Annotated in this window: 11 protein-coding genes; 2 read left to right on the top strand and 9 right to left on the bottom strand. The window is 64.1% G+C overall.

The features are described from left to right. The first annotated feature begins 16 nt into the window (after positions 1–16). Positions 17–565: a class I SAM-dependent methyltransferase gene (locus M2335_RS08760; RefSeq protein ID WP_264594424.1), complete on the top strand. Its 549-nt coding sequence runs from the start codon at positions 17–19 to the stop codon at positions 563–565. Here M2335_RS08760 and M2335_RS08755 read toward each other — a convergent pair. Further along, entirely contained in the window at positions 534–1,715 is a 1,182-nt protein-coding gene (locus M2335_RS08755) for a phospholipase D-like domain-containing protein (protein WP_264594423.1), read from the bottom strand. The genes M2335_RS08760 and M2335_RS08755 overlap by 32 nt on opposite strands. Positions 1,716–1,917: 202 nt before the next feature. Here M2335_RS08755 and rpoZ point away from each other — a divergent pair, with 202 nt between their 5' ends. After that, positions 1,918–2,262: a DNA-directed RNA polymerase subunit omega gene (rpoZ, locus tag M2335_RS08750; protein WP_181559744.1), complete on the top strand. Its 345-nt coding sequence runs from the start codon at positions 1,918–1,920 to the stop codon at positions 2,260–2,262. Positions 2,263–2,345: 83 nt separating this feature from the next. On the opposite strand, the gene M2335_RS08745 is transcribed toward rpoZ, so the two are convergent. The 8 genes from M2335_RS08745 to M2335_RS08710 all read right to left on the bottom strand — a co-directional run bounded on the left by M2335_RS08745 (position 2,346) and on the right by M2335_RS08710 (position 13,109). Next, the gene (locus M2335_RS08745; RefSeq protein ID WP_264575715.1) at positions 2,346–2,981 is read right to left on the bottom strand and encodes a DUF3800 domain-containing protein; all 636 of its coding nucleotides are present in this window, start codon (positions 2,979–2,981) and stop codon (positions 2,346–2,348) included. Between the two features lie 109 nt (positions 2,982–3,090). Further along, a complete protein-coding gene (gene ftsH, locus M2335_RS08740; protein ID WP_181559746.1) occupies positions 3,091–5,040 on the bottom strand; it encodes an ATP-dependent zinc metalloprotease FtsH in 1,950 nt (649 codons plus the stop codon). Positions 5,041–5,110: 70 nt separating this feature from the next. After that, a complete protein-coding gene (tilS, locus tag M2335_RS08735; protein ID WP_264594422.1) occupies positions 5,111–6,058 on the bottom strand; it encodes a tRNA lysidine(34) synthetase TilS in 948 nt (315 codons plus the stop codon). Beyond that, positions 6,051–7,016, bottom strand: coding sequence for a hypothetical protein (locus M2335_RS08730; protein WP_413716112.1), 966 nt, complete (start codon positions 7,014–7,016; stop codon positions 6,051–6,053). Before M2335_RS08730 ends, tilS begins: the two co-directional genes overlap by 8 nt. Before the next feature lie 93 nt (positions 7,017–7,109). Continuing rightward, positions 7,110–7,967, bottom strand: a complete 858-nt coding sequence (locus M2335_RS08725; protein WP_264594421.1) for a helix-turn-helix domain-containing protein — start codon at positions 7,965–7,967, stop codon at positions 7,110–7,112. A gap of 107 nt (positions 7,968–8,074) precedes the next feature. Then, the gene (ptsP, locus tag M2335_RS08720) at positions 8,075–10,375 is read right to left on the bottom strand and encodes a phosphoenolpyruvate--protein phosphotransferase (RefSeq protein WP_264594420.1); all 2,301 of its coding nucleotides are present in this window, start codon (positions 10,373–10,375) and stop codon (positions 8,075–8,077) included. 345 nt (positions 10,376–10,720) lie between these two features. Beyond that, the gene (locus M2335_RS08715) at positions 10,721–11,731 is read right to left on the bottom strand and encodes an NAD(P)H-dependent flavin oxidoreductase (RefSeq protein ID WP_264578952.1); all 1,011 of its coding nucleotides are present in this window, start codon (positions 11,729–11,731) and stop codon (positions 10,721–10,723) included. A gap of 118 nt (positions 11,732–11,849) precedes the next feature. Continuing rightward, positions 11,850–13,109: an aspartate kinase gene (locus M2335_RS08710; protein WP_264594419.1), complete on the bottom strand. Its 1,260-nt coding sequence runs from the start codon at positions 13,107–13,109 to the stop codon at positions 11,850–11,852. Between the last annotated feature and the right edge of the window lie 76 nt (positions 13,110–13,185).

Here is a 13,185-nt window from a genome sequence, read left to right as displayed (position 1 = left end):
GCGGATGGTAGGATCGGTGATCCCCACATCCGACATCGCGATCCACGCCCTGCTTGATCCAGTCGACTGGCAGGATGTGCCTTGCGTCGTCGAATATGGGCCGGGCACCGGAGTGTTCACCCGGCGTATTCTTGAGCGGCTTGGGCCGGACGCGCGGCTGATCGCCATCGACACCAATCCCATGTTCGTGAACCATCTGCGCCAGCATATTGCGGATCCGAGGCTCATCTGCGTGGAAGGATCGGCCGCCGATGTGGAAGCCATTCTTGCGCGCGAGGGCTTCGAGGCGGCGGACTACATCATCTCCGGCCTGCCCTTTTCCACCCTGCCCCCCGCCGTCGCCGACGACATCGCGGCCGCGACGGCGCGTGCGATCCGTCCGGGCGGCCAGTTTCTCGTCTATCAATATTCGCGCTTCGTGCTCTCGCGCCTTGAAGCCAATTTCGCGAATGTGGCGCAGGGCATGGTGTGGCGGTGCATCCCCCCTGCCCGCCTTTTCTGGGCCCGCAAGGGCGACGAAGCGAGTGCCGCGCTCAGCGACGCCGAAAGTTTAGCCGTCGCGTAACGGTATAGTCGGCCACGCCGACCAGAAGATAATCAATCCACCAGCGAAACCGACTGAATGGACTGGCGAGCGCCGCATAAGTGCGGCCGTCGATGACCGTGCTGTCCTTCGCCATCGTGTCGACCAGCGCGCGCGCGGCGCGGGCAAATTCGGCATCCTCGATGCGCAGCATCAGCTCCAGATTGAGGAACAGGCTGCGCATATCGAAATTTGCGGACCCGACATAGACGACGTCATCGATGACGATCAGCTTCATGTGCAGCTTCTGCGGCTGATATTCCAGGATTCGCACCCCGGCCCGCAGCAGCCGCCGATACAAGTGCCGGGCAGCCCCGACCGTGGTGGTGTTGTCGGATCGCTCCGGCGTGATGAGCCGGGCGCTCCCACGCTGGGCGATGCCGGCTATGCGGCGCATGATGCCGGGGCTCGGGGAAAAATAGGCCGCGACCAGATCGAGCGTGCGGCCATGGTGCAAATCTGTCTTCACGCACTTGGCCCAGCTGTTGAGAAACCGGGTTGGCCCGCCGATCAGCCAGCGCGCCTTTCCTTCGCCGGGCTGCCAGGTGCGGACCAGCCGCCGCAACTGACTGAACCGCTGCCGGCTCTCCAGGCTCCACTTCGCCAATCCCTCATACCATCGAGCGAGATTTGCGACGAGCGGTCCTTCAAGCGCGAGGCCGAGGTCGCACCAGCCATCCGCGTCCTCGGGACCGGCGAAGTAGCTGTTCTCACAATTGAACCCGCCGATCATCGCCCGGCGGCCGTCGCAGATCACGATCTTCTGATGATTGCGGATCAGGTAGCGCATCGATCGGCGTGCACCAAACCGCGCAAAACGCCCGCCAGCACCGATGAAGGCATCGAAGAACCCATGGGGCGTCCGCGCCGATCCGAACGCGTCGATCATCAGTGTGACGGCGACGCCGCGCTTGCAGGCCTCGATGAGAGCGTCACGGATCAGCCTGCTGCAGTCGTCGGACGCGAAAATATAAAAATAGAGGTCGAGCGTCTCGCGCGCGTTGCCAATCAGGCTGAGCAGCGTATCGAGCCGGTCCTGCCCGCCGGGCAGCAACCTGAGCTTGTTACCGGCCACCTCGTGCAGGCGATCATCGTGCACGGGCGGTGCCAGCGTAGAGACGTTGCCTGTCATGCCCCCCTCATGCGTCAACCACCCTGCCTTGCCAATCATCACGCGCGCATCCCACCCTTTCAATGCCGGATGGACACTATTGTTTCCATGATCGCAGCGCCGCGAGCCTCCCATCGCCCCTGCGATTTTCTTGACTTTCGCTCCCTCGACTGTTAGCCGACAGCCTTTCCCGCATTCTCCTTAATCTGCTCAGGAGCCAAGCATGGCGCGCGTTACTGTCGAAGATTGCATCGACAAGGTTCCCAACCGGTTCGACCTCGTTCTCCTGGCGGCGCAGCGCGCCCGGACCATCTCCGGTGGCGCCGAACTGACCGTTGATCGGGATCGCGACAAGAACCCGGTCGTGGCTCTGCGCGAGATCGCCGAAGAGACGATCATGCCGGACGACCTCAAGCATGATCTCGTCGGTTCGATGCAGAAGATGCAGATCGACGACGACGACACGCCGGACGAAATCGGCTCGATCGCACGCTCTGCCGAGGCGCTGCGCCTCACCGCTGCGACGCCCCCGCGCTCGCACAGCCTGGGTGCCGATTACGACGGCTAAGCCCTGAGAACATCAGATCGAAAGGCGGTTTCGGCACAAGTCGAAGCCGCCTTTTTTGATGCGGCTAGGGACTGAATTCGACGTCAATCGTGCCTTGCCGCCACCGGACGCGGCGCGCGGGGTGCTGGCCTGTGGCGCAAATCGCTGGTTTGCAGCACGCCGCCTGTAAGAAAGGGGTCGACAATGGTTTCGATCCGCGCGGAGCGACCAGACCGGATCGCGATGTTGTAGAAACTGTTGGCGACGACATCGGCAATCTGCACCCCCGCCGAGCGCCTGCTGTCGATCATCTGCGCGCTGCCGCATCGCGCGAGCCTTTTGGCAATGTCGTGCCGCACGGATTCCAGCACCAGCGTGTCGTAACGACCCGCGTCGATGAAGACCTGCAGACAATCCTCCTCCGCGTCCGGTCGCCATTCGTCCACCAGCTGCGTGAGCAGCGCGACATAGACGTCGAGGTCTTCGGGACGGTGACCGGCGTCTTGCGGGTCGGCGCGGATGATGCAGATCTTGGCCCGGGCACCGAACCGGTCGAGCAGTTCGAAGAAGAAGGCGCGTTCGACCAGACCGATCCGGCTGCCCTTGAGCTCGCCGCGCAGACCCACAACCGCACGAAACCGCGCCAGCAACCGGTCGGCGGCATCCGCCTCGATCTCGACGCCAGCCATGATCATGGCGCCCGCGGGAAGACTGCCGCTTTCGTCGATATAGATGGGCATCCGTCCTCCCGTGCCGCTTCTTGTAATAGCCGCCTGCTGAAATGAATGTCGCCGCAAAGCCCGTGGGCTCGCGGCGACAATCAGTCTTTCGTGTCCACCCTCATGAGGGTCAGACGTTTTGCGGCGTCGGATCGCTGATCGGGCCTTTGCGCTTGCCCGTCTTGGGGATCGACGTGCCGGTCACCGGGACGGGAGAGGGCCGGATCTTCTCACCACTCGGACGGACGAGTTCGCCCTTGTCGATCAAAGTCTTGATCTCGTCGCCCGAGAGTGTTTCAAACTCCAGCAGCGCATTGGCCAGCAGGTGAAGCTGGTCGAGATGATCGCTCAGCACCGTCTTGGCCCGATCATAACCGGACTCGACGACCTTACGGATTTCCGCGTCGATCTTCTGCGCGGTTTCATTGGACATGTGCACGCGCTGGCTTTGCGAGTAGCCGAGGAAGGTCTCGCCCTGCGGCTCCTCATATTGCAGCGGCCCCAGCTCGTCGGACATGCCCCATTGAGTGACCATGTCGCGCGCGAGCCGCGTGGCGTACTGGATGTCGCCGGAGGCACCGGACGACACCTTCTCGTGGCCGAAGATCACTTCCTCAGCCACTCGCCCGCCCATGGCGACCGCCAGATTGGCGTGCATCTTATCGCGGTGATAGCTGTAGCTGTCCCGCTCCGGCAGACGCATCACCATGCCCAGCGCGCGGCCGCGCGGGATAATGGTGGCCTTGTGGATCGGATCGGACGCCGGCTCGTGGATCGCGACGATGGCATGACCAGCCTCATGATAGGCCGTCATCTTCTTCTCGTCCTCGGTCATGACCATGGAGCGCCGCTCGGAGCCCATCATGACCTTATCCTTGGCCGCCTCGAACTCGGCGCTCGCGACAAGACGCTTGCCGCGCCGCGCGGCCATCAGCGCCGCCTCGTTGACGAGATTGGCGAGATCGGCACCGGAGAAGCCGGGCGTACCGCGCGCGATCGTGCGCGCATCGACGTCGGGCGCCAGCGGCACCTTGGCCATATGGACTTCGAGGATCTTGATGCGCCCCTCGATATCCGGGCGCGGCACGACGACCTGACGGTCGAAACGACCCGGGCGCAGCAGCGCCGGATCAAGCACGTCGGGCCGGTTGGTCGCGGCGATGATGATGATGCCTTCGTTCGATTCAAAGCCGTCCATCTCGACCAGCAGCTGGTTCAGCGTCTGCTCGCGCTCGTCATTGCCATTGCCCAGGCCCGCACCACGATGGCGACCGACGGCGTCGATTTCGTCGATGAAGACGATGCAGGGTGCGTTCTTCTTGGCCTGCTCGAACATGTCGCGCACGCGGCTTGCGCCGACACCCACGAACATTTCGACGAAGTCAGAGCCCGAAATGGTGAAGAACGGCACGCCCGCCTCGCCCGCGATCGCGCGCGCCAGCAGCGTTTTGCCGGTGCCCGGCGAGCCGACCAGCAGCGCCCCCTTGGGGATCTTGCCGCCCAGTCGCGCAAACTTGCTCGGGTCCTTGAGGAACTCGACAATCTCCTGGAGCTCCTCACGGGCCTCATCGATGCCGGCCACGTCGTCGAACGTCACCCGGCCCTGCTTTTCCGTCAGCAGCTTGGCCTTGGACTTGCCAAAGCCCATCGCGCCGCCGGCGCCGCCGCCCTTCTGCATCTGGCGCAAAACGAAAAAGGCGATGCCGAGGATCAGGATGAACGGCAGCGACTGGTAGAGCAGGATCATCCAGAAGTTCGGCTGTTCTTCGGGCTGGCCGCTATATTTGACCTTATGCTCGTCCAGCAGCGCCGTGAGCTGCGGGTCCGGCACGGCGTAGGTGACGAAACGCTGATCGTTCTTGAGCACGCCACTGATCCGGTCCGGACCGATCGCCACTTCCTTCACCGCATCGGCCGAAACCCGGTCGCGGAAATCGGAATAGGCAATCGCGGTGCCGTTGTTGCTCATGCCCTTGCTGTCGAACACCGTCACGAACATCAGCAGCGCAAGAAACACGCCCGCCAATATGAGGGCGCTCTTGATCCATGGATTGCCTTGCGGCTCTTTGTTATCGTTCATCAACCACTCGCTTTCGCGGTCCAAAATAGGACTTCCTGCCCGGAACACAATGCCCGGAACGGCTTTGGGCTCAGCACGACCTGCGCGGTGGTGCCCGCCGCATCGTCCATCGCGCCCCTCCGGTGACAAGGCAGTCTGCCAAGGTGACGGTCTTACCATCGAAAAGTTGAACAAGCGCTTGATCCAGCGATGGCCCGCGCGGTTTTTCTGCCTGCGGATTGAGATGGGCAATCATGCACAAGATCAGGCGGCGAAGGAGCTCGGGCGGCAGGTCCGTTCGGGCGAGCTCGGCGCGATCCTCGAACAGCATGAGGTGCTCGGTGGTGAGCCGGTCCAGCATCCAGGCGATGGTGTCCTCCGCTTCGCCCAGCGCTTCTAGCGCGCGGTTCATGCCACCGGGGTCGATGAGATCGCAGCCAGCCAGCGCCTGCCGAACTCTTACGCGGTCGAACCGCTGGTTCTCGTTGCTCGGATCGTCGATGAACGGGACGTTTTGGCTCTTGCACCACGCGCGCAGATCAGCGCGGCGCTCATTGAGCAGCGGCCGCAGCAATGTCCCGCGCCGGGCCCGGATGGCTGACAGTCCCGCCACCCCTGCCCCGCGATTGAGCCGCAGGACCAGCGTTTCAAGCTGATCGTCCGCCTGATGCGCCGTCATCAGCCAGTCGACGCCCCGCGCCTGCTGCCAATCCTCCAGCAACGCATAGCGCGCAGCGCGTGCCGCCGCCTGAAGATTGCCTTCGAGGGACTGTGCGACTGTCAAAATCGCGTGGGGTACGCCCTCGTTTTGGCACCAGCGCGCGACCATGGCCGCTTCTGCTGCGGAGTCGGCCCGCAATCCGTGATCGACCGTCGCCGCCTCGACCTGCCCGGGCCAGCAACGCCCCGCCAGCGCGAGCAGCGCCATGCTGTCCGCCCCGCCCGAAACTGCGATGCCGATGCGCTCGGATGCATGCAGGGCGCGCCCCAGCAGATGGTGAACCGCCTGGGGCAACCGCTGCGCGAGCGTGTCAGCCACTACATTTGGCGCGGGTCCGGCCCTTGGTCATCATGTCGCGCACGCTGGCCGGCATGTTGGCGCCGAACACCTCGTTCAGCTCGTCATAGGCGAGGCACGCGTCCTTCAGCCGGTTGAGCTGAATGAGCGACTCACCGACCCAGGCAAGGCTTTCCGCCGCGCGGTCGCCAGCGGGGCGCTGCCGGTAGTTTTCGTAGAAGATCTTGGCTGCAGCCGCCGGCTTCTTGTCATCGAGAAACGCACGGCCGAGCAGATTGTGGGCGCGGCTGGCGACCGGATCCTTGCCATATTTGTCGACGGTCTGCTGCAGTTGCACCTGCGCCTCGGGGTAGAATTTCGCAGTCCAGAGGCGGAAGCCATAGGTGTAACTATCCAGCGCGGCATTGCCGGTGCTGGGCCGCTCGACCGCCGCCACCGCTTCGGTGCGGGCCACGAGAGACGGCTGCGCGGCCGGACGCGGGGTCGCCGCCGGCGCAGCCTGGGCCGCGCGGTCGGGCAGAGGCGCGCTGGGCGGGCCAAAGGGACTGGCCGGATCGACCGCCGGAGCAGCCTGAGCGGTGCTCATCGTCTTGAAATTCTCTTCCAGCTGACGGAGCCGGTGCTCATTCTCCTCAATCTGTCCGGTGAGGCGAGCGAGTTGCGCCTCGACGGCGTTGATTCGCGCCGTCAGATCGGCAATAGGCGTCGTCGCGGGCGCACCGGCTGCGACACCGGGCGTCGGCGCCGGCGGCGTGACTTCCGGCGCCATGATCTGGCCCGCCCCGCCGGGGAACACCTTGCGCTGCACGGCCCGCATTTCCTGCTCGAGGCGGTCCACGCGGCCTTCCACCGTGCGCTGGGCGCTCGCCGGGGCACTGAACAGCAGCGGCAGACCGGCGCCGGCAAGGAGCAGGGCGCGGACAATCCCGCCGCCGGTCCGTTTGCTGGTCATCTCGTGGGGGAAAAGCTCTGCTGCCATGGTGAAATTCCTGATATGTTCAAATCATGTTGGCCGGTGGCGGAGGCGCAATGAGCGCTGCGCCATCCGTTGACGAGGCCCTGCCTGCTAGCATCAACCTGCCGGCGGTGCATCACCATTGCTGGTCTGCGATGCCGCCGGATCGGTGTCTGTGGGCTGAACGCGCCGTTCAAGCAAAGCCGCAGCCGTCAGCGGAACGTCCGATATCGTCCGCTCGGCAGTCCCGAGTGGCGGGATGGCCTGCCCGCCAACGGTCACCGCCAGCGCATCCGGGCGTCCGGTGAGGATCATCGGGTCCTGCGCCTCGGCCGGGACGGTGAAGCTCTTGTCCTTCTCCAGCGTCCCTTCGAAGAGACGCTTTCCGTCCGGCTGATAGATGCGCAGCCAAACCTCGTTTACCGCGGTCAGGACCACCGGGCCGTTTGGGCGTGCCTGTGCCGGGCTCTGCGCGGGCGCCGCCGATTTGTTGCGTGGATCGGCGATACGCGGCTCGGTCCGCTGCTCGATCGCAAGCTGGTCGTCAGTCGGCGGCGTGATGTACTGCGTCCGCCAGATCGCATAACCGCCCGCAAACAGCAGCGCGATTACGGCGGCGGCGATCACCAGATAGCGCGGTGGAACGCTGCTGGGATCGACCGGCTCCTCAATCTCATAAGGGTCCTGCTCGACGCCCATTTCCGCGATTTCTTCACGCACCTTGCTGACAAGGGCATGTTCGTCGATGCCGACCGCGCGGGCATAAGCGCGCGAGAAGCCCGCGCAATAGGTCGTTCCGGGAAGGGCCTGATAGTCACCGGCTTCCAGCGCGGTGAGATGGCGCAAGGTGATCCGCGTGCGGTTCGCAACATCATCAAGTGACATGCCCGCAGCCTCACGCGCCTGCCGCATCTGCGCCGATGCACTCAGTCCGCTGCGCGCGACCGTCTCTTTTTCGTTCGCATCTTCGCGCATTGAGGCCTTTTTCCGTCTATTTTCGGTCTTTTTGCCAGTTCCTTTGTTTCATCAGTCGCTATGCGGTGTCAACGCGCGAATTCGCTGGCGCAGCACCGCACAGGCTCTCAGCCGAGATCGACGCCGTTATCGTCGGCCCATTGCGACAGCGGCTCGCGAAGGTTGGCAACCCCGCCTTTTAGCAAATCGACCGTGACCTGCGACAAGGCCGTGAGGTCCACCGAGCGCACCATTGCCTTGACCGGGCCTATCGAGGCTGGCGTGATCGAAAGGCGGCGGATGCCAAGGCCGAGCAGGGCCATGGCTTCCAGCGTGCGTCCGCCCATTTCGCCACAGACCCCCACCGGCACCCCATGTTCGGAGCAGGTCCGCGTGACGCGTGCGAGAAAGCGAAGGATCGCAACGCTCAGCCAATCGTAACGCTCAGCCAGTTTGGGGTTGGCGCGGTCGGCAGCGAACAGGAACTGGGTGAGATCGTTGGTGCCGATGGAGAGAAAGTCCAGGTCCGGCAGCACGAAGTCGAGCGCTTCGGCGAGCGCCGGCACTTCCAGCATCGCGCCATATTTTACGCTCTTGGGAAGCTTTCGGCCTCGCTTTGCGAGCCAGTCCTTCTGTTCGCGAAACAGCGTCATCGCTTGCGTCAGTTCCCAAGGTTCGGAGATCATCGGGAACATGACATGCAAGGTCCGTCCGGCTGCGGCCTCCAGCAATGCCCGGGCCTGCGCCTTCATCAGGCCGTCTCGCTCAAGGGCGAGGCGCACCGCGCGCCAGCCCATGGCGGGGTTTTCCTCATCGTCGGAATCGCTCTTGCGCAGATAAGGCAGCGCCTTGTCCCCACCGATATCGACCGTGCGGAAAATGACCGGACGGTTGCCCGCTGCGTCGAGCACTTCCTTGTACAGCCGCTGCTGGCGCTCGCGCTGCGGCAGGGTGGCCGAGACGAGGAACTGGAACTCGGTGCGGAACAGGCCGATCCCATCGGCGCCCGTCACATCCAGCGCGGCGACATCGTCGCGCAGGCCGGCATTCACCATCAGCTCGATGCGCTGGCCATCCTTTGTCTCCGCCGGCAGATCGCGCTGCCCAGCATAGGCCGCGCGCCGCTTCTGCGTGAGCGCCAGGCCGCTCTCGAACGCCTCGTCCATCGGCTCGGAGGGGCGGATGTAAAGGCGGTTCTGATTGACATCGAGCAGCAGCAGATCGCCCTCGTTGATCAGCGCCCGGGTATTCTTGACCCGGCCCAACACCGGCACGCCCATCGCCCGCGCCACGATGGTGACGTGCGCGGTCAGCGAGCCTTCTTCCAGCACGACGCCCTTCAACCGCCGCCGGTCATATTCCAGCAATTCCGCCGGCCCGAGATTGCGCGCGATCAGGATCGTGTCCTGTCGCAGGCCAAGCTGTGCTGCCGTGCCGAGCTGCCCGGCCACGATCCGCAGCAGGCGATTGGAAAGATCCTCCAGATCGTGCATCCGGTCCTGCAGTAGCGGATCGTCGATCTGCCGCATCCGCATCCGGGTGCGTTGCTGCACCCGCTCGATTGCCGCCTCGGCCGTGAGGCCGGAGTCGATCGCTTCGTTGATCCGCCGCGACCAGCCTTCATCATAGGCGAACATCTTGTAGGTCTCGAGCACCTCCTTGTGCTCGCCGTCCATGCCGAACTCCGCCTGCCCAGCCATGCGCTCGATCTGCTCGCGCATCTTGGCGAACGCCGAGTAGACGCGCTGCCGCTCGACCTCGACATCCTCGGCGACGGTATGCTCGATGGTCACGCGCGGTTGGTGGAAGACCGCGTGGCCGCGCGCCATGCCCATCACGAGTTGCAAGCCCGAGAGGATGCTCGCGCCCGTTTCGAGCGGGCGATCTTCGCCGGGATTTTCATCGACCAGATTGGCGTTATTGATCAGCTCGGCGAGCACCATCGCCACCGTCTGCAGCGCCTCGATCTCGACTTCCTCATAGCCGCGCGGGTCAAGATGCTGGACGCACAATGCACCAATCGCATTTTCACGGCGGACGATCGGCACGCCGGCGAAGCTGTGAAAGCGCTCCTCGCCCGTTTCCGGCCGATAGGCAAAGTCTGGATGGCCGGAGGCTTCCTCGAGGTTGAGCGTTTCGACATTCTGGGCGATCGTGCCAACAAGTCCCTCGCCCGGCGCCAGGCGCGTGACGTGAACGGCCTCCTGCTTGAGGCCGCGCGTCGCGAACAGCTCCAGCATGCCATCGCGCAGCAGGTAAATCGAGCAGACCTCACTGGAAAGCTCCTGTCCGACAATCTCGACGACCTTGTTGAGCTTCACCTGCGTCTGCGTACGCGCCGCCATCACCTCATGGAGGCGAGAGAGAATTCTGCGCGCGGCCGTGGCCGCACTGCTCGATGGGGATTCCGGGCGCCGCGTTTGATCCATGCGTTCCTGCTATCAGAAACTGCCGCCGGGAACCAACCTCGTCTCGATCTTTCCGGGCGAGAAACCCGGCAAAGACGATGATGGAATGGCGAGCAGCAGAGGAAGAAAGCCAGTCGGAAAAGAAGGAGACGCGGCAGACACGCATGCAGGCGTTGAAACGCGCAAAAATGCGCCCCTCATGCACCTGTCATTTGACCGGCCCTTCAGCACGGCACCTCTCCCGACGTCTTGTTCTTTTCGACGGTCGCACCAGTCGGCGCGTCCGCACCGCTGTAAACGGAACGCCGTGATATCGCTACCCGTTAACCAATGATCGACAGGCTGTCTGCGAGAGCAGCGCCGCGATCAGCCGACCCGGCGCGTCAACGCGGCCCGCGCCTCGGCCACCAGGGTCGTGATGATCTCGGCGACGGGTTCTTCCTTCGTCACCATGCCCACGGACTGGCCGGCCATCAGCGAGCCATTTTCGATGTCGCCATCGATCACCGCCCGGCGCAGGGCGCCGGCCCAATAATGCTCGATCTGCAGCTGCGCTTCACCCATATCGACCTTGCCGTCGTCGAGCAGTTGCGCGACTTCGCGCTGCTTGGCGGTGAAGGCGTCGGTTCCGGCGTTGCGCAGGGCGCGCACGGGGATCACCGGTAGCCGCGAATCGATCTGCACGCTGGCAATGGCATCGCGCGCCGACGCCCGGAAGAACGCCTTCTTGAAATTGGCGTGGGCGATGCTCTCGCTGGCGCAGGCAAAGCGGGTTCCGAGCTGCACGCCGGCCGCGCCCATGTCGAGATAAGCAGCGATCGCCTCGCCATGGCCGATGCCGCCGGCAACGAAGACCGGCAGCTCACTTGCCATCACCGGCAGGATTTCCTGTGCGAGCACACTGGTCGCCACGGGGCCGATATGGCCGCCCGCTTCCATGCCTTCGATGACCAGCGCATCGACGCCCGACCGGTGCAGCTTCTTGGCCAAGGACAAGGCTGGGGCGAAGCAGATCACCTTGGCGCCGCTCGCCTTGATCGCCTCGATGCTGCCCTTGGGCGGCAGGCCGCCGGCCAGCACGATATGCGTCACCGAATGACGTGCGCAGACTGCGATCAAATCGAACAGCTGCGGGTGCATGGTGATGAGGTTCACGCCAAAGGGCTTGTCCGTCATCGCCTTGGTCGCGGCGATCTCGGTATCGAGCAGATCCGGGGTCATCGCGCCGCACGCGATCAGGCCGAAGCCGCCGGCATTGCTGACGGCTGACACGAGATGCCGCTCGGACACCCAGCTCATCGCGCCACAGATGATCGCGGTCTCGCTGCCGAGAAATGCGGTGCCGCGGGCCATGAGGGAAGAAAGACGGTCGGTCATCACGATACCCAATCTGACCCTTCCCACCGGGAAGCGACGGCAAAGAGGAGATCAGCGGCCGACCGGATGCCGGCACGCTGCCTCGGAGCCTCTCCCCAATGGAAGCGGCCCGAAAAGATCAAGCGGGCGCCTGCTCCGCATCAAGACCGTAGGCGGTGTGCAGCACGCGAACGGCCAGTTCGGTTTCGTCCTCGTCGATCAGCACCGAGACCTTGATCTCGCTGGTGGAGATCGCCTCGATATTGATGCCGCGCTCGGCCAGCGTCTTGAACATGGTCGCCGCGACGCCGGCATGGCTGCGCATGCCAACACCCACGACGCTGATCTTGGCGACCTGATCGTCGGTGATGATGCGACGAAAGCCGATCTCGTTCTGCAGCTTCTCCAGAATGTCGACGCTGCGCGCGAGGTCGGTACGGGGGACGGTGAAAGTCACGTCCGTCTCCGCATTGTCCTTACTGTCATTCTGGATGATCATGTCGACATTGATGCTCGCATCGGCCAGCGGGCCGAAGATGCTGGCAACCGCACCGGGCTTGTCCGGCACGCGCGTGACGATGATCTTGGCTTCGTTCTTGTCATGAGCGATGCCGGTGATGAGCTGCCGTTCCATGTCGCTTTCCTCAATTTCTGCTTCGCTGACGATCATCGTGCCGGGTTCGGGATCGTCCCCTGGCGCGTCGAAGGACGAGAGCACCTGCACGCGTACCTTCTCCTTCATCGCCAGCGCGACGGACCGCGTCTGCAGCACTTTCGAGCCGACACTCGCCAGCTCCAGCATTTCCTCATAGGTAACCTTGTCGAGCTTGCGGGCCCGGCTGACGATGCGCGGATCGGTCGTGTAGACGCCATCGACATCCGTATAGATATCGCACCGATCGGCCTGCACTGCGGCGGCGACCGCCACGGCGGAGGTATCGGACCCGCCACGACCCAGGGTCGAGACCCGGCCGCTCTCCATCTGCCCCTGAAAGCCCGGAATGACCGCTACCTGCCCGGAGGTCATCGCCGCCAGCAGACCTTCGGTCTCGACCGTGTCGATCCGCGCCTTGCTATGTGCCTCGCTCGTGCGGATCGGCAACTGCCAGCCCAGCCAGCTGCGCGCATCGACGCCCAGCGCCTTGAGCGTCATCGCCAGCAACCCGGACGTCACCTGCTCGCCGGCCGCGACAACCACGTCATATTCGGCGGGGTCGTAAAGCGGGCTGGCTTCCTTGCAGAAGTTGACCAGACGATCGGTCTCGCCGGCCATCGCGGAGACGACGACAGCGACCTCGTTGCCCAGGCCAACCTCATGCTTCACCCGAAGCGCAACGTTGCGGATTCGCTCCATGCCGGCCATCGACGTGCCGCCAAATTTCATCACAATACGCGCCATGGACTTGCCGCGGACCTTTCTTGGACTATCAAGGGGGCATGAAATGCCGACGGATCGGTATTCACCGGCCTTCGAG

This window comes from Sphingobium sp. B12D2B, from assembly GCF_025961775.1.
GTDB lineage: Bacteria > Pseudomonadota > Alphaproteobacteria > Sphingomonadales > Sphingomonadaceae > Sphingobium.
The sequence above is the reverse complement of the archived record's forward strand: the minus strand, read 5'-3'. Positions and strand labels throughout refer to the sequence as shown.

Excerpts from the sequence above, each read along its gene's own strand:
- M2335_RS08755 (WP_264594423.1), bottom strand. The coding sequence starts at position 1,715 with ATGACAGGCAACGTCTCTACGCTGGCACCGCCCGTGCACGATGATCGC.
- rpoZ (WP_181559744.1), top strand. The coding sequence starts at position 1,918 with ATGGCGCGCGTTACTGTCGAAGATTGCATCGACAAGGTTCCCAACCGG.
- M2335_RS08745 (WP_264575715.1), bottom strand. The coding sequence starts at position 2,981 with ATGCCCATCTATATCGACGAAAGCGGCAGTCTTCCCGCGGGCGCCATG.
- ftsH (WP_181559746.1), bottom strand. The coding sequence starts at position 5,040 with ATGAACGATAACAAAGAGCCGCAAGGCAATCCATGGATCAAGAGCGCC.
- M2335_RS08730 (WP_413716112.1), bottom strand. The coding sequence starts at position 7,016 with ATGGCAGCAGAGCTTTTCCCCCACGAGATGACCAGCAAACGGACCGGC.
- M2335_RS08725 (WP_264594421.1), bottom strand. The coding sequence starts at position 7,967 with ATGCGCGAAGATGCGAACGAAAAAGAGACGGTCGCGCGCAGCGGACTG.
- ptsP (WP_264594420.1), bottom strand. The coding sequence starts at position 10,375 with ATGGATCAAACGCGGCGCCCGGAATCCCCATCGAGCAGTGCGGCCACG.
- M2335_RS08715 (WP_264578952.1), bottom strand. The coding sequence starts at position 11,731 with ATGACCGACCGTCTTTCTTCCCTCATGGCCCGCGGCACCGCATTTCTC.
- M2335_RS08710 (WP_264594419.1), bottom strand. The coding sequence starts at position 13,109 with ATGGCGCGTATTGTGATGAAATTTGGCGGCACGTCGATGGCCGGCATG.